Source organism: Acinetobacter sp. YH12249, assembly GCF_013417475.1.
In the GTDB taxonomy this organism is placed as follows: domain Bacteria; phylum Pseudomonadota; class Gammaproteobacteria; order Pseudomonadales; family Moraxellaceae; genus Acinetobacter.
In genome coordinates this window covers 14,086-37,607 of record NZ_VPDX01000003.1, presented here as the reverse complement: position 1 = coordinate 37,607, position 23,522 = coordinate 14,086, and the positions used below count along the sequence as shown (strand labels likewise).

Annotated in this window: 18 protein-coding genes and 8 tRNA genes; 9 read left to right on the top strand and 17 right to left on the bottom strand. The window is 44.2% G+C overall.

The features are described 5' to 3' along the window. The first annotated feature begins 26 nt into the window (after positions 1 to 26). From FTV25_RS02460 to FTV25_RS02450, 3 genes are all read left to right on the top strand, one after another. Positions 27 to 587: a YcxB family protein gene (locus FTV25_RS02460; protein WP_004784963.1), complete on the top strand. Its 561-nt coding sequence runs from the start codon at positions 27 to 29 to the stop codon at positions 585 to 587. A 184-nt stretch (positions 588 to 771) separates the two neighbouring features. Then, entirely contained in the window at positions 772 to 3,357 is a 2,586-nt protein-coding gene (locus tag FTV25_RS02455; protein ID WP_180002144.1) for a sulfite reductase flavoprotein subunit alpha, read from the top strand. Positions 3,358 to 3,454: 97 nt separating this feature from the next. Then, complete coding sequence (locus FTV25_RS02450; RefSeq protein ID WP_180002162.1) at positions 3,455 to 4,249, top strand: YdcF family protein; 795 nt, start codon at positions 3,455 to 3,457, stop codon at positions 4,247 to 4,249. A gap of 17 nt (positions 4,250 to 4,266) precedes the next feature. Here the strand turns inward: FTV25_RS02450 and FTV25_RS02445 are convergent, their stop codons facing one another. From FTV25_RS02445 to FTV25_RS02395, 11 genes are all read right to left on the bottom strand, one after another. Then, a complete protein-coding gene (locus FTV25_RS02445; RefSeq protein WP_004784968.1) occupies positions 4,267 to 4,728 on the bottom strand; it encodes a DUF2750 domain-containing protein in 462 nt (153 codons plus the stop codon). Positions 4,729 to 4,798: 70 nt separating this feature from the next. Continuing rightward, positions 4,799 to 4,874, bottom strand: a tRNA-Val gene (locus tag FTV25_RS02440). A 97-nt stretch (positions 4,875 to 4,971) separates the two neighbouring features. Beyond that, positions 4,972 to 5,048, bottom strand: a tRNA-Asp gene (locus FTV25_RS02435). 23 nt (positions 5,049 to 5,071) lie between these two features. Further along, positions 5,072 to 5,147 (bottom strand) — tRNA-Val (locus FTV25_RS02430). Between the two features lie 30 nt (positions 5,148 to 5,177). Next, positions 5,178 to 5,254 (bottom strand) — tRNA-Asp (locus tag FTV25_RS02425). Between the two features lie 13 nt (positions 5,255 to 5,267). Beyond that, positions 5,268 to 5,343 (bottom strand) — tRNA-Val (locus tag FTV25_RS02420). Positions 5,344 to 5,364: 21 nt separating this feature from the next. Continuing rightward, positions 5,365 to 5,441 (bottom strand) — tRNA-Asp (locus FTV25_RS02415). Between the two features lie 49 nt (positions 5,442 to 5,490). Further along, positions 5,491 to 5,567: transfer RNA gene (locus tag FTV25_RS02410), tRNA-Asp, on the bottom strand. A gap of 30 nt (positions 5,568 to 5,597) precedes the next feature. Then, positions 5,598 to 5,673, bottom strand: a tRNA-Val gene (locus FTV25_RS02405). A 510-nt stretch (positions 5,674 to 6,183) separates the two neighbouring features. After that, positions 6,184 to 6,696: a cell wall-recycling L,D-carboxypeptidase ElsL gene (elsL, locus tag FTV25_RS02400; RefSeq protein ID WP_180002145.1), complete on the bottom strand. Its 513-nt coding sequence runs from the start codon at positions 6,694 to 6,696 to the stop codon at positions 6,184 to 6,186. Continuing rightward, positions 6,693 to 7,130, bottom strand: a complete 438-nt coding sequence (locus FTV25_RS02395) for a YbaN family protein (protein ID WP_125278257.1) — start codon at positions 7,128 to 7,130, stop codon at positions 6,693 to 6,695. Before FTV25_RS02395 ends, elsL begins: the two co-directional genes overlap by 4 nt. A gap of 88 nt (positions 7,131 to 7,218) precedes the next feature. On the opposite strand from FTV25_RS02395, the gene FTV25_RS02390 reads away from it, so the two are divergent. From FTV25_RS02390 to dapE, 3 genes are all read left to right on the top strand, one after another. Then, complete coding sequence (locus FTV25_RS02390) at positions 7,219 to 8,094, top strand: DUF1853 family protein (RefSeq protein ID WP_004784973.1); 876 nt, start codon at positions 7,219 to 7,221, stop codon at positions 8,092 to 8,094. Between the two features lie 115 nt (positions 8,095 to 8,209). Beyond that, the gene (locus tag FTV25_RS02385; RefSeq protein ID WP_004784975.1) at positions 8,210 to 8,359 is read left to right on the top strand and encodes an entericidin A/B family lipoprotein; all 150 of its coding nucleotides are present in this window, start codon (positions 8,210 to 8,212) and stop codon (positions 8,357 to 8,359) included. Positions 8,360 to 8,482: 123 nt separating this feature from the next. Next, on the top strand, positions 8,483 to 9,619 hold the full coding sequence (gene dapE / locus FTV25_RS02380; RefSeq protein WP_004784977.1) for a succinyl-diaminopimelate desuccinylase: 1,137 nt from the start codon (positions 8,483 to 8,485) through the stop codon (positions 9,617 to 9,619). A gap of 60 nt (positions 9,620 to 9,679) precedes the next feature. Here dapE and FTV25_RS02375 read toward each other — a convergent pair whose 3' ends face one another. The 6 genes from FTV25_RS02375 to pilG all read right to left on the bottom strand — a co-directional run bounded on the left by FTV25_RS02375 (position 9,680) and on the right by pilG (position 18,259). After that, positions 9,680 to 10,138: a hypothetical protein gene (locus FTV25_RS02375; protein WP_004784978.1), complete on the bottom strand. Its 459-nt coding sequence runs from the start codon at positions 10,136 to 10,138 to the stop codon at positions 9,680 to 9,682. After that, a complete protein-coding gene (locus tag FTV25_RS02370) occupies positions 10,139 to 14,656 on the bottom strand; it encodes an Hpt domain-containing protein (RefSeq protein WP_180002146.1) in 4,518 nt (1,505 codons plus the stop codon). It abuts the gene before it with no gap. A 167-nt stretch (positions 14,657 to 14,823) separates the two neighbouring features. Further along, positions 14,824 to 16,893 (bottom strand): methyl-accepting chemotaxis protein, encoded by a 2,070-nt coding sequence (locus tag FTV25_RS02365; RefSeq protein ID WP_159123372.1) that lies wholly within the window; start codon positions 16,891 to 16,893, stop codon positions 14,824 to 14,826. A gap of 46 nt (positions 16,894 to 16,939) precedes the next feature. Beyond that, positions 16,940 to 17,476, bottom strand: coding sequence for a chemotaxis protein CheW (locus FTV25_RS02360; RefSeq protein ID WP_159123371.1), 537 nt, complete (start codon positions 17,474 to 17,476; stop codon positions 16,940 to 16,942). A 5-nt stretch (positions 17,477 to 17,481) separates the two neighbouring features. Beyond that, positions 17,482 to 17,850, bottom strand: a complete 369-nt coding sequence (locus FTV25_RS02355) for a response regulator (RefSeq protein ID WP_004784985.1) — start codon at positions 17,848 to 17,850, stop codon at positions 17,482 to 17,484. A gap of 25 nt (positions 17,851 to 17,875) precedes the next feature. Further along, complete coding sequence (pilG, locus tag FTV25_RS02350) at positions 17,876 to 18,259, bottom strand: twitching motility response regulator PilG (RefSeq protein WP_004784987.1); 384 nt, start codon at positions 18,257 to 18,259, stop codon at positions 17,876 to 17,878. A gap of 283 nt (positions 18,260 to 18,542) precedes the next feature. On the opposite strand from pilG, the gene FTV25_RS02345 reads away from it, so the two are divergent. The 3 genes from FTV25_RS02345 to FTV25_RS02335 are packed head-to-tail and all read left to right on the top strand — an operon-like array spanning position 18,543 to position 23,492. Continuing rightward, positions 18,543 to 19,187 carry a hypothetical protein gene (locus FTV25_RS02345; RefSeq protein WP_159123370.1) on the top strand — a complete coding sequence of 215 codons (645 nt, stop codon included), beginning with the start codon at positions 18,543 to 18,545 and terminating at the stop codon, positions 19,185 to 19,187. 51 nt (positions 19,188 to 19,238) lie between these two features. Beyond that, positions 19,239 to 20,366 carry an efflux RND transporter periplasmic adaptor subunit gene (locus FTV25_RS02340; protein WP_180002147.1) on the top strand — a complete coding sequence of 376 codons (1,128 nt, stop codon included), beginning with the start codon at positions 19,239 to 19,241 and terminating at the stop codon, positions 20,364 to 20,366. An 18-nt stretch (positions 20,367 to 20,384) separates the two neighbouring features. Next, entirely contained in the window at positions 20,385 to 23,492 is a 3,108-nt protein-coding gene (locus tag FTV25_RS02335) for an efflux RND transporter permease subunit (RefSeq protein ID WP_180002148.1), read from the top strand. The last annotated feature ends 30 nt before the right edge of the window (positions 23,493 to 23,522 follow it).

The following is a 23,522-nucleotide window of genomic DNA, read 5'->3' as shown; positions in this document are numbered from 1 at the left end:
ACAGTTTTAAATCTGTTAATTTCATTATGACCGCGAAAAATTTATACGCTTATACCCTACAGCCTGTGAACTATGAAATTTCAGAAGCTGAGCAGCGTCATGCTCAGCTGATGATCTGGCGTAGTACCAATAAAATTGGCATGAAAGCCTGGCTGATCATGGGTGCTATTGTTGCCTTGTCTATTCTGGGAATTATCCTGATCAAGAACTACTCAACAGTCATCTGCTGGGTAGCGATTGTCTGTGTAGTCCTGTATTACCTGATCCGTACTTTCGGTCTGGAATGGTATGTTAAACGCAAGATGAATGAATTTCCGGTACAGGAAATTAAAGGTATCCGTCTGGGCGTACAGCCACATGGTATCGTGATGCGCCAGAAAATGGGCATGCAGGAAGGCGTGGGTGCTATTGGCTGGAAAGACATTTATGAATGGTATAACACGCCGGAATTCATGCTGATCAATTTTAAAGTCAAAGGTCAGCAAGGTGCTTATATCCTGCCTAAACGTTTAGACAGTAAAAACTTCTCTTTCGCGACCATTCGCAAGCATCTGCAAGAAGAAGTGGGCGCACCAAAAGAAATCTAAGATATATCCCGGTTTTGAAAGACCTCCTGTTTCGACATGGAGGTTTTTTTACGTCTATCTTTTATCCAACTCATCGACACAAATGATAATGAGAATAAATATTATCATCATAATCTATAATTTATTCTGATTCTTCAGTTATAATTTGCCTACTTTTACACATACCACCATAAATCTGACCATCATGTTTAAAAAGACATTTTTCCAAATCCACTGGTTTCTGGGGATTACTGCAGGTTTGATTCTCTCAATTATGGGAGTCACGGGTGCTATTTATTCTTATGAGCCGCAAATCTTAAAATGGATGAATAGCGACAGTTATACTGTACAGGTTCAAGAGCGAGACAAGCTTAGCCCTGCCCAGCTGTATCAGCATTTCCAGAACCAAAACCCTGAAATGAAAATTAACAGTATTACCGTCGCACAGGATCCAAGTGCCTCCAGTACGGTCAATATTGCGAAAGAGGGAGCACGTCGTGGTTATAACATGATGGTCAACCCCTACACGGCTGAAGTATTGCCTGAAATTAAAGGTCGTGAATTCTTCCAGTTTGTACAGCAACTACATCGTAATTTAACGGTAGGACCCGTCGGTAAACAGATTACCGGTGCGTGTACCCTGATGCTGATCTTTTTCGTTTTGTCTGGCCTGTATTTACGCTGGCCAAAACGTCATTCGATCAAGCAATGGTTGGCAGTGAAGCCACAACTGAAAGGCCGTAACTTTATCTGGGATCTGCATGCAGTGGTGGGTACCTGGGTGGTAATTTTCTACCTAATTCTGGCTTGTACCGGTCTTACCTGGTCTTATGGCTGGTGGCGTGATGGTATGTATAAAGTTCTGGGCGTAGAACGTCCACAACCAGAAATGCAGGCCAATGGCGGTCGCGGCGAAGGTGGTGAACGTGGTCCTCGTGGTGAACGCGGACAACGTGGTGAAGGCCGTGAAGAAGCTGGCATGAGTCCAGAAAGTATTTCACGTGCACTGGATCAAAGCTGGGCTGGCTTCAGTACTCAATTTGCAGGCAAATATTCAACTGTGACATTTAACCTGCCGAAAAAACCGGATGGTGAAATGCAGTTGAGTTTTGTTGACCCTGTGGCACAGCATGAACGTGCCCGCAACAATGCGACTTATAATTATCGCAGTGCTGAGTTTACCGAAGTCCAGCTCTATGAAGATAAAAAGCTCAATGAAAAAATCATGAGCAGTATGTTACCTGTGCACCGTGGCAGCTTTTTTGGTCCTATTTACCAGTTCCTGGTCATGATTGCTGCATTATTAATGCCATTGTTCTTCGTGACCGGCTGGATGCTCTATCTGAAACGTCGTAAGCAGAAAAAACTTACTCTGGCTGCACGCCAAGGGGCAACTGCCCTGCCTCTGGATCCAAATGCCAAGCCTTGGCTGATTGCGTATGCTTCACAAACGGGTGTCTCTGAACAACTGGCATGGCGCACAGCTACTGCCTTACAGGAAGCACGTCAACCTGTCAGCGTTAAAGCAGTACAGCAACTAAGCCTTGAAGATCTGCAACAGGCAGAACAGGTTCTATTTGTAGCCAGTACTTATGGCACAGGTGAAGCACCTGACCTAGCCTCCTCTTTTGAAAAGAAAATTTTGTCTGCCAAAGCGGATCTTAATCATCTCAATTATGCAGTTTTGGCTCTAGGCTCTCAGGAATACCCGGACACCTATTGCAGCTTCGGTCATCGTATTGACCAGTGGTTACAGCAGAATGGTGCCAAGCAGCTCTTCAAGACTATCGAAGTGGATAATGCAAATAATGAGCATATCCAGCAATGGACCAATGCCCTTGCCCATGTGACTCAATTTGAATTGCAGGATATGGGTATCGATAAAACCTTTGATCAATGGACTTTGAGCAAACGTGAATTGCTGAATCCAGACAGTCTTGGTGCGCCTGCGTTCAATATTGAACTGGTTCCACAGCATGAAGCCGTCTGGCAGGCAGGTGATATTGCCGAAATCCAGCCAGGAAACAGCCCTGAACGTATCCGTGCATTTATGGAGAAATACCGTATTGCCGCGGGTACACAAGTGCCTTCTCTGAAGCAAAGTATCGAACAGGCACTTTGGAATCGTGATTTGACTCAGGTTGATCCTTTTGATTCAGTAGATGAGCTGTTACAGCAATTACCAACTCTTGCTACACGTGAATATTCAATCGCCAGTATTCCAAGTCAGCAAGTGCTACGTCTGGTCGTGCGTCAGCAATCTGATGCACAAGGCCAGTTAGGTCTGGGCTCAGGCTGGTTAACACAGCATACTGCCCTAAATTCACCGATTGCCCTGCGTATTCGCAAGAATGAATCTTTCCATCTGATTGCAGATAACCGTCCGATTATCTGTATTGGTAATGGTACGGGGATCGCAGGTTTGATGAGCTTGCTGAGTGCGCGTAACCGTCAGGACTATACTCAGAACTGGCTCATCTTTGGTGAACGTCAGCGTGCCCATGATTTCTTCTTTGAAGAAACCATTCAGGCCTGGCTGCAAATGGGTACATTAAAACGACTGGACCTTGCTTTCTCTCGTGACCAGCAGGAAAAAGTTTATGTGCATCATAAATTGCGTGAGCAAGCTGAAGAATTGAAACTCTGGGTCGCTCAAGGCGCCGTGATTTATGTGTGTGGTAGCATTAATGGCATGGCCAGCGATGTCGATCAGGCTCTGATTGAAATTCTCGGTGAAAGCACAGTGGATCAATTACGTCTGGATGGTCGTTATCGTCGTGATGTATATTAAGATCAGCTGATCTATAAAAGACCGGGCTTCATGCCCGGTTTTTTATTAATAAGATAGAAGAAAAGATAAAAAGATTAATAAAAATATGAGTATCCAAATATCCAGCCAACTTAAACGAAGTCTCAGCCTGATCTTTGGTTTGATCCTTGGCATAAACAGCCTCTGGTTAATAAGTCAGGGACAAAGACATTTCGGTGTTCTTTTGCCAATTTTCATTAGCGTAGCACTGATCCTGTATGCTCTGCTCTTTTCAGGCATTCAACGCTGGAAACAGTATTCCAGATTTAGAATCTGGTTCTGGAATAGCCTCTGGGCCGGATTTCTACTCTGGATAATCAGTGTCGCAATCTTCTTCGCTTATATCCAGATGTCCATTCATTCAAATGAATCTACACAGCCTCCTGCCGCTATTCTGGTTTTAGGCAGCGGGATTACGAATGGACAGCCCTCACCCATCTTAAAAAGCCGTCTGGATACTGCAGCTAAATATGCAGCACACTATCCAGATGCTTTAATGATTATGACAGGTGGGCGTAATTATCGGGAAAGGCAAAGTGAGGCTGAAGTCATGCAACACTATATCCACACCACCTACCCAGAACTCATCAATCCTATCCAACTTGAAGATCGAAGCAGAAGTACTGCTCAAAACCTGATGTATTCTCAAGTGATATTGGAACAACAAAATATAAGTCAAAATGATCCGATTGCGATTGCAACCAGTGATTTTCATAGTCCTCGTGCTCGTGCCATTGCCAGACACCAAGGTTATCAGCAAGTGATTAGTTTGAGTGCCAGTACTCCTCTTTATCTGCGCTATAACTCCTGGTTAAGAGAATATTTTGCCTTTTTGAGTGGCTGGTTGCTCAATGAATATTCACTATCTGAATAAGTGACTTAAGCATTAAATTAATTTAAACGGATATGCCTTGGCGAAGGAATCGCTGGATTTTTGAATAGTTCAGGTTTCTGTACATAGACCTGATACAGGTAGTTTTTAAGATCCAGCAAAAGTTTTTCAGGCGCAACCAGAATATTCTGCCCTTCCGGTGTCAGATCCAATGACACAATAGTGCTTTCCTGACGTAAGAAAGGAATGACCTTTTCAACAAAATCTTTGAGGGTAATTTCCTGAATCTGGTAATTGGCCCAGTTATCTTTAATGAGTAGTCTGGCCAGACCTTTGCTTTGCCAGGTCGCGAAAGCACGCTGTCCTGTCGGCGTGGCACATAAAGCCCAGCCCTCTTGGTAAAGTGCAAAAATGCCACCTTGGGCAACAATAGCTTCAATAAAATTTTTATAAACTTGTAGCGGATCGTAGGCGGTATTTTGCGATTTGATCGCTGCCTTGCGCTGATATGGATTTCTCATAGTCTGAAATCTTCAAATTATTATAGACTTCGAATTCTATGAAATATTCAGGATTTAGGCAAGAAAGATATGGTGGGCGCTGACGGGATCGAACCGCCGACATTCTGCTTGTAAGGCAGACGCTCTACCAACTGAGCTAAGCGCCCTGAAGAATAAAATAGCACTGCTATTTTATGATGCAAGACAAGCGAAGCGCGTAGTCTTGAATTTTGAAACACATTTTCCACATCAGGGAATGAAAAATGGCGCAGCGGACGGGACTCGAACCCGCGACCCCCGGCGTGACAGGCCGGTATTCTAACCAACTGAACTACCGCTGCATCGCGTATATCTTTAGAAGATATGGTGGGCGCTGACGGGATCGAACCGCCGACATTCTGCTTGTAAGGCAGACGCTCTACCAACTGAGCTAAGCGCCCTTAAAGGGTCAAACTGTTTGATTCTTAGGATGGCGCAGCGGACGGGACTCGAACCCGCGACCCCCGGCGTGACAGGCCGGTATTCTAACCAACTGAACTACCGCTGCATCACAAAAAATCTGGTGGGCGCTGACGGGATCGAACCGCCGACATTCTGCTTGTAAGGCAGACGCTCTACCAACTGAGCTAAGCGCCCTCAAAAGGTCTATCATGTAAATGGCGCAGCGGACGGGACTCGAACCCGCGACCCCCGGCGTGACAGGCCGGTATTCTAACCAACTGAACTACCGCTGCACTTACACAATGTCGCTATTGTGGCAAACGATTTATCAAGAACTTAAAGTGGCGCAGCGGACGGGACTCGAACCCGCGACCCCCGGCGTGACAGGCCGGTATTCTAACCAACTGAACTACCGCTGCACTATAAGTGTCTCAACTTTGAAAGAAGCTTGGTGGGCGCTGACGGGATCGAACCGCCGACATTCTGCTTGTAAGGCAGACGCTCTACCAACTGAGCTAAGCGCCCTTTCAAATCGACTTCATCGCTTGATGAGGTGCATTATAGAGAATCTTCACAGACTGTCAAACGCTTTTCTGACTGTTTTCTGCTTTTTCGGTGTGAGTGATTAAAAAATAGGTTGATTGTTAAAAAAAACAACACTTTTTGTTTATTTTTTAAGTCTATACCGATTTTCTAAGGACACTCTCTGAAACTAAAAGCCGAATTTTTACGGTTTTACTCATGAAAATTGAGACCAGAACATGCAACAGACTTCAGTATTGCTGAAAGATTATACAAAGCCCAGCTCACCGCAACGTTGTGATCCTGTAATCTTTATTTTAAAAGCTTGCAGCCCTCTAAAAACAAATCGATGACTTTTATTGGCGGGCTATAACTCCTGTTTCTAAGTCTATTTGTCTATAAAAGTAGAGTACATAGATGATCGATGACCTCATCTACTTTCCCTTATTTAAATAGAAGATATTTCAATTAATTTTAAATCATCCACAAATTTTCTTATGTCATTTAAGTCATTTAAACAGTCAGATTCAGCGGCTGTTCTGAAATATAGACCAGTGCATCTTCATTCACCAGTTCAAACAGCTCGGCCACATCCGTATTCCGCATGCGGATACAGCCATGTGACATTGCAATACCCATCGGCTCAGAATCAGGCGTACCATGAATATAGATATAACGTTGGTAAGTATCACAACCCTCGCCCTGGTTAAACCCTTCTTCAAGCCCACTTAGCCATAAGATCCGGCTGAGAATCCAGTCTCGCTGCGGGAATTGCTGTGCCAGTTCTGCATTATAAATTTCACCTGTCGCTTGACGGGCAATAAACACACTATTTAAAGGTGCCTGCTGGCCAAACTTTTCAGCGACTTTATGCCATCCACGAGGCGTCTTGCCACTATTTTCTGCTTCACCTATGCCATTCTTACCCGTAGAAATCAGGTACTGCTTATTATATTTTGGCAAATATAGTTTTTGTTGGGCGAGATCAATCAGGATTTCTGCCTGATCCAGCTGCAAATGGCTCATGACTTCTCTTTCTCTGTCTTGATAGTTTCTAGTTCTACTTTCTTTGTGGCCATGTGTTCTGGATGGATTATGTCCTGAACTGGTTCGGGCCGACGCCATAACCAGATCGCCACAATCAGCATGGTCACATCAGTAAAGATTTTGACTGCCAGCGGTGCTGTCGTAAACAACATGATAATACCACTAATAAACATCATGATACTGGCCAGCCATTTGGCCTTGCGTGGCACAGTACCATTGGCACGCCAGGCTCTTAAAGTCGGACCATATTTTGGATGATTCAGCAGCCATGCATCCATCTGTGGCCAGCCTTTGGATGCCGCCCAAGCCGCCAGAATTAAAAATACTGTAGTTGGCATGCCGGGCAAGATTGCGCCGATAAAACCCAGTACGACAAATAGTACGACCAGGCTTCGCCAAAACAATATTTTCATAAATCGGTCCTACCCACAAAATTAGGGGTAGTATAAAGTGTTTTTAAAATCTGTCCGTTGTATTTGTGCACTTTTCACAGGATGTGCTATGCCCTTTTCCAGTCTAAATCATCATCTTGTAGAAGCATGGCAATATTATCAGCATCCTTTGGTGCGGCAACTGGCATTTGCTGTCGGTAGTCCAAACCTTCTGTCTCAAATTCCAGACGAACTTGAAGTCGTCCATGCTTTTGACTTACATGATTCTGAGACTTGGCAACATCACCTGCAAAATTATCATCCACGTCTGAAATATCTGGACCGGCATCCAGAAGAGCTGGAGCAATTCGTGCAGCAGCTTAAAAGCACCCGGCTGGGTTTGCGCTTTGAAATGCTGGTCTGGTTCTGGCTGCTGGATGATGCCTATCATCCTTATAAGCTTTTAGGTCATAGCATTCAGAAAATTGACGGCGCTAAAACACTGGGTGAACTGGATTTTCTGTTATTCAATACAGAGGCTGGTCTGACTGAACATTGGGAAGTGGCGCTGAAATACTACCTCGCAGAAGCCGATTTTAGCCTGCCAAACTGGTATGGCCTAAACCGCACCGATACTTTAATCCGTAAAATGAAGCATTTTACCCAGAAACAGTTTCAGTTTGATGAGGCTCTGGATCAGCAGATTGAGCAGCGTTTCTGCATGTTAAAAGGCCAGCTTTATCTTCCAGTACATCGTGCAGATCAGACCTTACCTGACTGGGTCAATACCCAACGTCGCATAGGCTTATGGGGTCAGCAGATTCCCGACCCAGCGGCTAACTTCTATCGTTTACAACGTCATGAATGGATTTATCCTAATGCGCAGATCAGCAGTTCAAGTCCCTATTGGTGGACAAATGGACTTTATAAAAAGGCTGATCAAGAGGATTTTTATATGTATCGCAGCCCGCTTCTACTACCCTTTCCTGCGCATAAACCCTTTTAAAACATTACATTTATTAACCGAAGCACTATGAAAACCACATATTTTTTATGTCGTATATTTTCTAATCTTAGTTCCACATCATAATAATTTTATTATCGATAATACGGAGATGATGATGAAAAAAATTCTTGCTGCTTCATTGGTAATGGCTTTTGTTTTAACTGGCTGTAACACTGTCAAAGGTGTGGGTAAAGACGTTTCTAAAGCAGGCGAAGCTGTAACAGGCACTGCAGAAAAAACTTCTGAAGAAATCCGTCAAAACTAAACTCTTTCTAGCTTCTCCACAAACCCTATCTCAGATAGGGTTTTTTTATGCGGAACATTCACATTACAGGCCATATTCGCCTATCATAGAGCCGACAAATTTATCGACTTATGAATTCACCATATGACATCTTCCGCGACTCTTGATTTAAGCCTGCAATTATTACGTCAGCCTTCTGTGACCCCTATTGATCATGACTGCCAGAATATCATGGCAGAACGTTTGAAGAAGGTGGGTTTCAATATTGAATCAATGCGTTTTGAAGATGTTGATAATATTTGGGCGCGTAAAGGTACTGAAGGCCCGGTTTTCTGTTTTGCTGGCCATACCGATGTTGTGCCAACCGGCAACCTGGATGCCTGGAACTCTGACCCATTTGCTCCAGAAATTCGTGACGGCAAGCTATATGGCCGTGGTAGTGCCGACATGAAAACCGCCTTGGCTGCGATGGTTGTAGCCACTGAACGTTTTGTCGAAAAATATCCGAACCACAAAGGCTCGATTGCCTATCTGATCACTTCAGATGAAGAAGGTCCATCGATCAATGGCACGGTAAAAGTGATTGAAACGCTGGAAGCCCGTAATGAGAAAATTACTTGGTGTCTGGTAGGTGAACCTTCGAGCACCAATAAACTGGGGGATATTGTTAAAAATGGCCGTCGTGGTTCATTGAATGCCAACCTGACCGTGAAAGGCAAACAAGGTCATGTGGCTTATCCCCACTTAGCAGTAAATCCAATCCATACAGCGTCTAAAGCCATTGCCGAACTGTGCGAAACAGTCTGGGATAACGGCAATGAATACTTCCCTGCGACGTCTTTCCAGATTTCAAATATCAATGCCGGTACCGGTGCAACCAACGTTGTTCCAGGTACGATGAACCTGCTCTGCAACTGGCGTTATTCAACTGAAGTGACTGCTGAAGAACTAAAAGCACGTATGCTTGAAATTCTGGATCGTCATGGTGTGGACTATGATATTTCATGGACTTTATCTGGCCTGCCATTCCTGACACCAGTAGGTGAGCTGGTGAATGCCGCTAAAGATGCCATTTTAACTGTGACTGGTACTGAAACTGAATTATCAACTTCAGGCGGCACCTCAGATGGTCGTTTTATTGCGCCTACCGGTGCACAAGTCCTAGAACTCGGTGTACTGAATGCCACAATCCATCAAATTAATGAGCATGTCGATATTGCAGACCTTGAACCACTGGCTGAAATTTATGAGCAGATTCTGGTGAACCTGTTAGCCAATTAATCACCAGATGTAAAAAAAGGAACTCAGAAGAGTTCCTTTTTTTATGTGCTTTGTAATGAATTACAAGCCAATTGAAGACTGAATATAACCCATTTGCGGGATGTGAAATAACTGATCCCCCATACGCACATACTGGAATACTGCGGGGTCAGTCACTTGCTGATCAGCATCGACGACTTCAGAAATACGCAGACGAATGGTTTTCGGCATTTCATTACACATCAGGGCAAAACGCTGATGCACCTCATCTCCTTCAATCACCAGCGCCACACCACTTTTACGTGTAGGATCATTAACTGCATAAACCGGTAATTGCGCATCATGCCACTCAACCACTTTAACCTGGGTATCACTATCCAGTGCAGACAGGACAATATTTTGTGGTAACAGCATTGGATCTTTGCCGTGACAGTCAATAATATAAGCATCAATAAATCCGGTAGATACCGTAATTAAATGCTGAAGTTCCTGCTGACTTATCTGATCAGCCATTTTGGCATTAGTCGTATTCTGACTCATTTATGACCCCTGTTTTTCAGCAATTAACTGTTGAATATTCGCCAGTAATTCAGCTTCCTGGAACGGTTTGCCCATGTAGTGGGTTACGCCCAGACTGAAGGCACGTTCACGGTGTTTTTCACCAGTACGTGAAGTAATCATGATGATTGGCAGGTCACGGTGAATATCGTGGTGACGAACCAGGTTCGTGACCTCAAAACCATCCATACGCGGCATTTCAATATCCAGCAGCATCAGATCCGGACGGACATTTTCAAGCTGCTCAATCGCATCTACACCATCTTTGGCGGTGACAATATCATAGCCCTGACGCTCAAGCAGACGCGAGGTCACCTTACGTACAGTCACCGAGTCATCCACGATCATCACCAGACGGCGAGCATTGCCAGAACGTGAACCATCGCGTTGATCCTGCATGTGTTTCACACGCTGCGTACCATGGATCTGACGGGCAATATTCTGACCATCCAGAATCAGACAAACCTGACCATCACCAAGAATCGTCGCACCAGTGACTACACCAATATTGGCGAACTGATGGCCGATTGGTTTCACCACGATCTGTGCACGTGAACCTACTAACTGATCCACAAGTAAGGCAATGGTTTGACCACTGTTGCCTTTAATCAGCAATACTGGCAGTGAATGCGCTACGTTGTTCAGACGAGGAATTGGCTGATTCGATACGAACTCAGACAGGTAACGCAATTTGTAATTAACGCCATCAATCTTGAAGAAATCGTCTTTACTGTTGAAGTAAGTTTCCAGAGTAGATGGTGCAATACGTACAATACGGTCGATTTGCGCCAGAGAAACGGCGTATTGCTGATCGCCCACTTTTACCATCAAGGCATCGCTGACCGCTACAGTCGTCGGTACGCGAATGGTGAAGGTTGTGCCTTTGCCGACTTCAGAGCTGACAGATACGTGACCGCCCAGAGACTTGATCTCGCTTTGTACTACATCCAGACCTACACCACGACCTGAAATCTGGGTTACAGATTTAGCAGTACTGAAGCCCGGGTGAAAAATGAATTGCAATAGCTCTTCCGAATCCAGTGTCTGATCTTCTTTGATCAGGCCTTGGCTAAGTGCTTTCTCACGAATCTTCTCAGCATCGATACCTTTACCATCATCACTAAATGAGACGATGACATCTGTACCCTGACGGCTAATATTCAACAGGATTGAACCGACTTCTGGTTTATTCAGGGCAATTCGATCTGCTGTATCTTCCAGACCATGGTCAATCGCATTACGTAGCATATGCTCGAATGGCGTTACCAGACGTTCCAGAATATTACGGTCTAATTCACCTTCACTATTCTGAACAATCAATTCAGCTGGACGGTTTAAAGTCGTAGAAGTCTGACGTACGATACGTTGTAAACGTGGCAACATCCGGTCAAACGGTACCAGACGAGTACGCATCAGGCTTTCCTGAATCTCGGCCTGAATCCGTGATTGTTGCAATAACAAACCTTCAGTTTCACGAATCTTGTCAGATAGAGTGCTCTTGAAGTCAACCAAGTCCGAAGCAGATTCCGCAAGCGACTTGGACAACTGGTTCAGGGACGAATATTGGTCCATTTCCAGCGGGTCAAAGTCTGCATAACGCGAGTTTTCTGAACCATGTTTGGCAATAATTTGAGATTCCAGCTCGCCTTCCATTCGGCGCAACTGGTCCGCCAGACGTTTGATTGCCAGTTCCATTTCGTTCAGGGTATTGCCAAGTTGGCCTAAGTCCATCTCGATACGCGAACGGTTAATTGCATTCTCGCCTGACAGGTCGATCATCTTCTCAACCAGATCAGCAGAGATACGGATCATCTCATGGCTGGTATCGGTATTACCGGTATCGACCCACTCACCCATCATACGTGGTGGCTCAGTACCATCACCTTCAACAAACTCGAAGCTATTTTCAGTGACCAACGTTTCTGTTTTAGCCAGACGTTCAGGCAACTGCGCAGTAACATCCACATACGCAATCTTTTTCAAGCTGCTTTGAATCTGTTCAAAATTGCTATAGTTACGCTGGAAGATGGCTTGTCTTAACCAAGCTAGCGTTTTTTGTAGCAGGCCATCATAAGCATTCGAGTTAAAGTGATATACCGCAAACTGTTCGAATGTGGTTTCCAGTTCATACGCAATGCTGGCCACCTTTTCGTTTTCAACCATGCGCGCACCACCCTTGATACTGTGGGCAGCACGTTGTAATTGAAGCAATAAGCTACGGTCACTACGCTGATCAAACCATTGGTTCAGCAGTTTTTCAGTATTGTCGAGAATCTCTTCTGACTCTTCAAGGAAAGTCTCTTCAACAATTGACTTCAGTTCATCTTCTTCAGAGCGCTCTTCTGCTACAATTTCAACTGGCTCAGTCAAAGTTTCTGTTTCAGTCAGCTCAACTTGTTCATCTTCTAAGTTTAGGGCCGGTTCTAGATCTGAACTTGTATCTTCTAATGCAATCTCTTCCGGTGCATCATCTACTGTCTCTACAGATTCAGTAGTAGCTTCTGCATATTCAAATTCGACAACAGGAATTGATGCTTCTACTGGAGCTGCAACAGCTTGACCAGCCACCAATGCCTGAATATTTTGCAGAATCGAAATTGCTTCAACCGCTGGATAATCGATACCTTCATCACGGATCGACTGGATACGGTCAGAAACGTTATCTTGCACCAGACGAATGATTTGAATCAAAGTAGGCGTTACTGCAATCTGCTGACGGATGATTCGCTCATAAATACTTTCCAGTTCGTGCGAGATCGAACCGATATGAGAAGCGGTAATCATGTTTGCACCACCTTTTAAGGTGTGCAAATGACGCATCAGATTGTTAAGTGAAGTCGTATCATCCTGCTTCTTACTCCAGGTATTTAGATCTTCATCAATACCCACCAGTAATTCATCCGCTTCTTCCAGGAAGATATTCAGTAGATCCTCATCGAAATCACGCTGAGTTTCTGCGCTGTCGATGTACTGGCGGTCAGAGGCAATACGCTGGCTTAAAGCAGCAAAGTCAATGCTGGCTGTGGTTGCAGCTTCAGGAATAGAAATTTCTTCTGATACTTGTTCAGCAGGGACATTGTCTTCGGCAAAGATTTCCAGATCCTGCTGTACGAATGCAGCAAGTTCACTCAAGGTTTTTTGCGTATCATCATTTAAAATGACACGCTGGCCTGCTGCCAGGGTATCGAATAAATGAATGAATTCCTGATGTGCCTGGGCAAACAGCTCATAGGCATAATCGCTGTTCAGCAGTACCGGTTTTTCTAGTAAGGCATCATAGGCAGATTTTAAATCTGTCGTAAACTCATGAATACCCAGTGCGGCACGGTTATCTGTATGTGCAAGCAGCTCGGCAGCCTGCTCGCTTAAAGCCTCAATATATTCTGGATAATCGACTTTAGCGCGTTTATCGAATTCAAACTCGGCATCCAGTAACAGGTCAATCTCCAGTTCAACCAGCTTGGTCACCAGACCTTGGGTTTCAACTGTTTCCGTTTCAGTGGCTGCGAAGCCATAATCATTCCAGACACGCTCAAAAGTCGCATACACTGCTGCCAGTTTGCTGCTATCACCCTGACGTAACAAATGCAGATAGTCGCTGACAAATTCAGCATACTGAATTAATACAGCAGTTTCTTTTGAGGTGGATGCAATTTCATCCTGAAGCAGTGTTTTAAACAGATGTTCTACTTTAGAGCTGGCCTCGAAGATTTCTTCGATCTGTGCCATGGACGAACTGCCGCGCAAAGTATGAATAGCACGAATCAATGCATTATAATCCTGCACTTTTTCATTTTCGCTACGCAGGAACTTGGCAATCGTTTCGAGATGCTCTTCCGCTTCCTCGATAAAGATCGCCACGGTTTCTTCTACATCACTACGTGCAGCATCTTCACTATCAGCTTCTTCAAGCTCAAATTCTGTTGTGCTTATTTCTATTGCTGCAGTTGTATCTTGATCTTCAGCCGAATCACCTAGCTCAAGACCTGTGATCTGGCCTTCGGCAGTCAGACTGTCTGCCAGTTGCAAGAGTTCTTCTAAAGCCGGTTCAGGTGTCATTTGTTGTTGTAATTGCTGACCTAAAAGCACGACTGGGCGCAGGTCAACATCGAGTTCCTGCACCTGTTTGAATTTTGGATATAAAGTAAACTGGTAAATATTCAGTACAGCTTTGGCATACTGTTGAATCGTAGGCGTTAACTGGATCGAACCTGAAAGTACCCGGTTTAAGGTATCTTCCACTGCCCATGCAATTTCACCCGCAGATTTAGCCCCCACCATACGGCCTGAACCTTTCAGGGTATGAAAATGGCGGCGAATGGTTTTCAGGTTTTCCTGATGAGCCGGATCACTCAACCATTCTGGAAATAAAGCATTTAACTCAACGAAAATTTCTTCGATTTCCTCGACAAAAATTTCAAGAATTTCTGCATCTTGATCAAGATAACTGTCTTCAGGAAGCGTTGTCGTTTCAACTAAATTTTTTAATATTTCTTTCATAGCTAATGCTTCTTACGTTGTGCCGCCAAGAAGGGCGCTCAAACTTAATTGTGACCGTCACGCGAGACCTATCCTTAATAGTTAGGTCCATCTTGTCGAGGCTTTATCTGTATTTCTGAATGTGCCTCAACCTGGGTTAAGGCACACTCCCCTCATACTTTCTGACTTTATTCGGGTAGTTTAAAGTCAGATACAGATTCACGTAATGCATCGGCCATGTTCGCCAATTCAGATACCGAACGTGCTGTATCGAAGGTTGCACTCGTAGTTTGTGAAGTAATTTCCTGTACGACATTCATCGTGGTCGCAATATGACCTGCAGATGCTGACTGAAGTTTCGCAGCATCGGAAATGTTTGCAATCAGTTTTGCCAGGTTATTCGATACGTTCTGAATCTCATCTAGTGCCACACCGGCATCTTTAGACAAGTTCGCACCACGTACAACTTCGGCTGTGGTTTGTTCCATTGAAATTACGGCTTCGTTGGTATCGGTCTGAATGGTTTTTACCAGGCCTTCAATCTGTTTAGTTGCAGATGCAGAACGTTCCGCAAGACGCTGGACCTCATCCGCTACCACGGCGAAACCACGACCAGCTTCACCCGCCATCGACGCCTGAATCGCTGCGTTCAAAGCCAGGATGTTCGTTTGGTCGGCAATATCGTTAATCAGGGCGACGATGTTACCAATTTCTTGTGAAGATTCACCCAGACGTTTAATACGTTTCGACGTTTCCTGAATCTGTTCACGAATCGTATCCATACCTTCAATTGAACGGTGTACAACGTCTGCACCATTTGCAGCAATTTGTACTGAACGTTCCGCAACGACTGCAGATTCTTCCGCGTTGGCAGATACCTGGTCAATGGACATCGCCATTTCGTTAATCGCAGCAGATGCACCGGCAATTTCTTGTGCCTGGTGTTCAGATGCTTCAGCTAACTGGTTGGTAATGCTTTGAGTTGTCGCTGTATATTGCGCAACTTCCTGAGAAGTTTCGGTAATACGAGATACCAGGTCACGTAACTGGTCGATCGCGAAGTTAATCGAGTCGGCAATCGCACCAGTAAAGTCTTCCGATACTGTTGCATATGAACGCAAGTCACCATCCGCAAGGTCGGCAATCTCGTCCAGTAAACGTAAAATCGCATTCTGGTTACGGTCATATTCTTCTTGAAGACGGGTTACACGCTGTTTATCCGATGCACCACGTAGGGTTAACAGACGGAATACACACAGCAGGAAGCCGATCAATAACAGAATTAACAGAACTGCTGGAACGATTGTTTTCAGACCAGAGTTACCAGATAGTTTGTTCAGGTTATCGAGCAGGACATCCGATTGCGAGAAAATTGACGCAGATGCCTGACGTACTTTTACGATTTGCGCAGAGTTTTTCAGGATTGTCGCAGATGCTGATTCAAGTACATCATCATATTCTGCTTTAATGCCTTCAAGAGACTCGCGCAGGTTTGGATCAGTAATACGTTGTACACCCAGTTCAGCAGAACCGTTTAACTGTGCATTTAAGTATGAACCGAAAGTTTCGGTATCGGCACTGAAGTCGTCCGCTGATTCACGTGAACCGTCGTTACCGGTCAATACCAAGCTGATCGAACGTAAAATACGTTCCGCAATAAATACCTGGTTTTTCGCAATGACCACCTGGTTTGACGGCATGTCTTGACGCGCCATCTGGTCGACCATCAAGTTATATTCGGCCTGAATCCCCGGGATGGCTTCACCAATTGCGATGTTGGTGTCATATAACTGGTTAATGATTTTTTGTTGCGATGCAATCAGGTCAATACTAGAAGACACTTCTGTCCATTGTTTATCTACTGCTTGTAGCGCTTCATTATTGGAGTGAATATTTTTTACAGTCTCAAGGTTTTCAGCAAAAGCTTTTTGAGAATCTGTCAGGTTTTTCATCGCCTCAGGTGTACCAGAAGCCGTTGCTTCAGTCGCCTGACGAGAAATGGTTTGTGAAAGCAGACGTAAATCACCCAGACTTTGTGTCAGCTGGTTGGCACGTGGCACACTGTAGAAAAGATACAATAAAGTGATGGTTGCTGCTAACAGACAGCCGGCTGCACCATAAATAAACGGTTTAGACTTTTCACTATCACCAAATACACGTGACAACTGATCTGTTTGTGATTGAATCTTGGATAAAAAAGTATTGCCACTTTTGCGGCTACCTTCACCTGTATTTTTCTTTTTAAGTTTAAAGCCCATGCAGCCTCTCCCCGATTTACGTCTTTATTACTTTCGTGCGCGACGTTTAATTTATAAATTTTATAGATGCGTTCATAAATTTTGGATTTTGCAACAGACGACTGAATAAGAACACATGCCATTGTTGGTTATGCTGGTGGAAAAATCCCTGACAGTATTCTTGTAAGTTATTATCCAATTCAGTTGTTTTAGAAAAAAAACTTTTCTTATTAAAATGTTGTATACCCAAAACTTGATCAACAACCAAACCGACATATTGGTCATTATGGTGAATACATAATACTTTTTGAGTCGGTGAAAACTGGCTACTCTGTCCTGATACATATTGAGTCAAATCAGAAACTGATAATAACCTTCCCCGAATATTGGCCAACCCTAAAACCCATGATTGAGTATTAGGAACTGGCGTATATTTTGGAGGATAGATCACTTCGGATACTTCCCCCAACGGGGCAACAAAATATTGCCCCATCATCTCAAAAGCAATGCCTGACCATCGGTTGACTTCATTTTCATTAGAAACGTAGTTTTTATTTCCCCGTTTCGCAATGCGAAGCAATTCGATAAATCCATTTGCTGCCATAGAGCTTATCCTGCGTTGAGGTGGTGCTTAATCACTTCAATCAACTGTTTTTCATCTACCGGTTTTGTAAGATAATCTGCGGCGCCCTGACGTTTACCCCAAACGCGGTCAGTGGCCTGATCTTTGGTACTTACAATCACAATCGGAATATGCTTGGTGGTTGCACCACGTGCAATTTGACGTGTTGCCTGGAAGCCATTCACGCCTGGCATGACCACATCCATCAATACCAGATCTGGCAACTCAGCCTGAGCCATGGTTACCCCATCTGCACCATTGGATGCTTCAATCACCTCAAAGCCATGTTTAGAAAGAATCTCTCTAAAACGGAATGTTTCTGTCGGTGAGTCATCTACGATTAAGATACGCGCCATGCCAATTCCCCTAAAAAATCAATTATTAAGCACTAATATGGTTACGGATTGCGTTAAGCAATTCATCTTTACTGAAAGGTTTAGTCAAGTATTCGTCCGAACCAACAACACGACCTTTGGCCTGATCAAATAAGCCATCTTTACTCGAAAGCATAATCACAGGAATATTCTGATAATTTTGAGAATTTTTAATCAATGCACAAGTTTGATAACCATCTAGACGAGGCATCATGATGTCTACAAATACGATATCCGGATTGGCTTCTGCGATTTTTGACAAAGCTTCAAAACCATCTACCGCAGTCACGACTTCATATCCTTCGCGCTGTAGAAGAGTTTCTGCTGTACGACGAATGGTCTTTGAGTCATCAATGACCATAACTTTTAGATTTTGGAATTTATCGTCCATTTTGACCCTTCCCATTTTAGAAACGATGCGCCATAAGGCTCATAGGATTATTTTATTACGATCGATAAACATTTTTAACACAAATCCACTTGTATTATCAATGAACATTTTCTACACAAGTGTGCATAAATGGCGGATTTTCATTAACCATTTCACATTTTTATTTTGTCATTGCTTTTTTTTTGACTGATGGTAGTTTTTAATTCGTGAATTTGAGTCTAATATAGCATTATTATTACTTTAAAATAAGTAATTTAGTCAACTTTCAATTGGGGAGCCAATGATGAGTCAGTTTTCAGAAAAACTTGCTTTCATTGATAAAAATAAAATGACTGGCCGATTCATATTTGCAGTGACACTTTTTCTTCAGGTCACCATTTCTTATGCCTCAACTAACCAGCCACCAAAAGCCACCTGGTACCGCTATTATGATAATAAAGGTGTGGCCAATATCAGCACTAACGTTACCCCCAACCATATCCGCTATGGATATGAGGCACTTGACCAGAATATGCAGGTCATTAAACGTGCACGTCCTTATAATGTCGATAAAGATATTAAACAGGCGCCGCAACGTGCCCAGCAGGCTCAGCGCATTGCAGAAGACCAGAAACTGAAACGTGCCTATACCAATAGCCATGTTGCTCTACAAAAAAAGAATGAAAGTCTGAGCCAACTTAAAAAACAGATTGCCTTTCAGCAAGAGCAGATGAAACAGTTGCAGCAAGACCGGGTTATGTTTTTACGCCAAGAACGTGAATATTTACGTAAAGGCAATAATCCCCCGGCATCTTTGAAAGCCAACCTTGAAAACAACCAGAAAAACCTGATTTCTCAAAAAGAAAATATTCAATCTTTACAAACTCGCTATCGAAATATGGAAGCGGAATACGACAGAATTATTGCCCGTTTAAAAGCACTTGAATAAACACAAATAACTTGTTGTTGCTTTAAACGACCACAAGTGAAAAGGATTAATATGCCATTTGCACAGCATTTTCATATTTCAAAGACCCCTTCTTCGCGCTCTGTATTGATGGTGAGTGCACTTTGCTTAAGTCTTTTTCTAAGCGGCTGCAATAAAAATGAATCTACACCGCAAGCCGAAAGTCCCAAAACAATTGAACTAATTCTTCAGGATCTGGCAGCTGTAAAAACAGGTACTTCAATCCAGAAATCCGCATTTACCGGTACTATTCGCGCAGTCAACCAAAGCAGTATTCAAGCGCAGGTTTCGGCCACTGCCACCAGTGTTAATGCTCAGGTCGGTGACAATGTAGCTAAAGGTCAGGTACTGGTTCGCTTAAATAATCAGGACAATGCCGCACGTCTGGCTCAGGCCCGTGCCAATCTGGCATCTACCCAGGCACAGGCCAATCAGGCGCGTAACATGATGCAGCGCAAAAAGCGCCTGCTCGACCAAGGCTTTATTTCTAAAGTTGAATATGAGCAAAGTCAGGTTGACTATCAGGCCCAGGTTGAAAATGTCCGCGTACAGCAAGCCAATGTCGATATTGCCGTAAAAGCCGATCGTGATGGCATTATCACCAGCCCGATTAGTGGCGTGATCACCCAGCGTCAGGTTGAGCCCGGTCAAACCGTGGCGATCGGACAAACCCTGTTTGAAATCGTAAATCCAAATCAACTGGAAATTCAGGCCCGTGTCCCGAGTGAGATGCAGTCCAGTCTGCGTTTAGGTAGCAAAATTGAATACCAGATTCAGGGCAATCCAAACACATTTACCGCTGCTATTAGCCGGGTATCTCCAATTGCTGATCAGGCTAGTCGCCAGATTGAATTCTTCGCCAGACCAAATGAAAGTATTCCCTCTTTAAGTATTGGCTCTTTTGTTGAAGGCAATATTCTGAGTTCTCAACAAGTTTCTGGTCAGATTATTCCCCTCGATACCATTCAGGATATCCAGAATAAACCTTATGTCTGGGTTATTCGCCAGAACAAAATTATTAAAGTGAATGTTCAGGTTCTGGAACAGCGCTATAACCAGAATACTGCAGTGATCCAGGGTCTGGAAACAGGTGATCAGGTCAGTCGCATTCCATTTACCGAGGCAGATCTCAACAAGCCAGTGACAGTGCGTTCCAACTAATCAGACAGGATCATTAATATGTGGTTTACCCGAATTAGTGTGAAGTATCCCGTCTTCACTATTATGATGATGTTCTGTTTGATGGTACTTGGACTGGCTTCCTGGCAGCGCATGGGTGTGGAAGAATTTCCGGATGTCGATTTCCCCTTTGTCGTAATTTATACGAATTATCCAGGTGCTTCTCCAGAAACTGTTGAATCGGAAATTACCAAAAAACTCGAAGATCAGATCAATACTATTTCCGGTTTAAAACAGGTAATTTCACAATCCAGTGAAGGCCTGTCGATGATCACGGCTGAATTCAATCTGGAAGTGCCTTCAACCACGGCAGCACAGGATGTCCGTGACAAAATTGCTTCAGTCACCGCTGAATTCCGTGATGAAATTCAGGAGCCAGTCGTCGAGCGTTATGATCCGACTGCCAATGCAATCATGTCGATCGTATTTGAGTCCGACAATATGGGTTTAAAAGCACTAAGCTCCTATCTGGATCAGCGCATTGTTCCACAACTACGGACTGTTCCGGGTGTAGGTACAGTCAACCTGCTCGGTGATGCACAGCGCCAGATTCGCATTCAGGTTGAACCACAGAAACTACAAGCTTTTGGCATTGGCGTGGATAGCGTCATTAATACTCTGAAATCTGAAAATATCGAAGTTCCGGGCGGTACATTAAAATCTGGCAACTCGGAACTGGTGATTGAGATCAATTCCAAAGTCCTGCATCCCCTCGCCTTTGGCGATCTGGTCATTGCCAATAAAAATGGTGCACCGATCTTTCTGAAACAGGTCGCAGAAATTGAAGATAGTCAGGCAGAACTTGAAACTGGTGCATTTCTGGATGGCAAGGCTGCAGTGGCTGTCGACATTCTGCGTAGCTCTGATTCTAATGTTATTGAAGTAGTAGACAGTACCTACAAAACTCTTGAAAGCATTAAAGCCCAATTGCCACAAGGAACCACCTTAAAAGTTGTGGTGGATTCTTCAAAAAGTATCCGCGGCACCATTGGTGATGTTGCGCGTACCATTATTGAGGGTGCGGTTCTTGCTGTGCTGATTGTTCTATTATTTTTAGGTTCTTTCCGCTCAACGGTCATTACTGGCCTCACTTTACCGATTGCATTGCTCGGAACTTTGACCTTTATCTGGGCTTTTGGTTTCAGCATCAATATGATGACCTTATTGGCCCTGTCTTTAAGTATCGGTTTGCTGATTGATGATGCAATTGTAGTACGGGAAAATATCGTACGGCATACCGATATGGGTAAAGACCATGTCACTGCCGCGCTGGACGGCACCAAAGAAATTGGCCTTGCCGTTCTGGCAACAACACTGACCATTGTCGCGGTATTCTTGCCTGTTGCCTTTATGGGCGGAATCATTGGCCGTTTCTTCTATCAGTTCGGTGTAACGGTGAGTACCGCCGTTCTGATTTCCATGTTTGTTAGCTTCACTCTAGATCCAATGCTATCTGCGCATTGGGCAGAAAAGAAAAAAGATCCCAATAAAAAGCCAGGGCGCATTAAACGTTTCTTTAACTGGATTTCAGGTAAATTAGACAATTTAAGCCATGTCTATGAAAAACTGCTGAAACTGGCTTTGCGCTTTAGATTCATTACTATTGTAATTGCAGTGGCGTCTTTGTTTGGCGCTCTAGCCCTGTCGAAACTGATTGGTACCGAGTTCGTACCTGTCCCGGATAAGGGTGAAATCCGGATCAAGTTTGAAACTCCAGTCGATGCTTCACTGGAATATTCACAAGCCAAACTGCAGCAGGTCGATAAAATTGTACGTCAGCATCCTGATGTACGTGCAACTTACGGCGTAATTAATGGTGTGACCGATCGCGGTAAAAACCATGTCAGCTTACGTGTCACTGTGACTCCGCGGACTGAACGCGAGAAAAGCTTGAATGATCTCAATAATGAATTCCGTCAACGTTTACAATCTGTGGGCGGCATTACCATTACCTCAGTCGCTTCCGCGGATGAAACCGTATCGGGTGGCCAAAAGCCGATTATGATTTCAATCAAAGGCCCTGATTTGAATGAACTACAGAAGATTTCCGATCGCTTTATGGTCGAGATGGCTAAAATTGATGGCATTGTCGATCTTGAATCCTCACTGAAAGAGCCAAAACCGACCTTAGGTGTACAGATTAATCGCGTTCTGGCCAGCGATCTTGGTTTGTCAGTCAATCAAATTGCCAATGTGGTTCGCCCACTGATTGCCGGTGATGATGTCACCACGTGGCAGGATGAAAAAGGTGAAACCTATGATGTCAATTTGCGCCTGACCGAAGACCGACGTACCTTGCCAAGTGATCTGCAAAATATGTATATCACTTCATCTAAAATGGATGGCAATAATCAGCCGATTTTGATCCCGCTTTCTAGCGTCGCGAATTTTGAAGAAAAACTGGGAGCTTCTCAGATTAATCGTCGAGATCTGGCGCGTGAGGTGCTGGTTGAAGCAAATACCTCTGGACGCCCTGCAGGTGACATCGGTACTGACATTAGCAGACTTCAGGATAGTTTCGACATGCCGCCGGGTTATAGTTTTGATACCCAAGGCGCCAATGCAGACATGGCAGAATCCGCAGGTTATGCGCTCACTGCGATTACCCTGTCGATTGTATTTATTTATATCGTATTGGGTTCACAGTTCAACAGCTTTATTCACCCTGCTGCCATTATGGCTTCATTACCCTTGTCATTAATTGGTGTATTTCTGGCGCTATTCCTGTTTAATTCGACCATGAACCTGTTTTCAATTATCGGTATTATTATGCTGATGGGCCTGGTGACCAAAAATGCGATTCTGCTTATCGACTTCATCAAGAAAGCCATGGATCGGGGTGAAGCCCGTTATGATGCGATTCTGAATGCCGGCAAAACCCGTTTACGTCCAATTTTGATGACCACTAGTGCCATGGTCATGGGAATGGTGCCGCTCGCTCTGGGCTTAGGTGAAGGTGGTGAACAAAGTGCGCCTATGGCACATGCCGTGATCGGTGGAGTGATTACTTCTACCCTGCTGACCTTGGTGGTTGTTCCAGTGATTTTCACTTACTTGGATGACCTTAAGAATTTTATGCTGCGCCAAGCCCGTAAAATCATGGCATAATTTAAACCATCACAATGAGGTGACATTCAA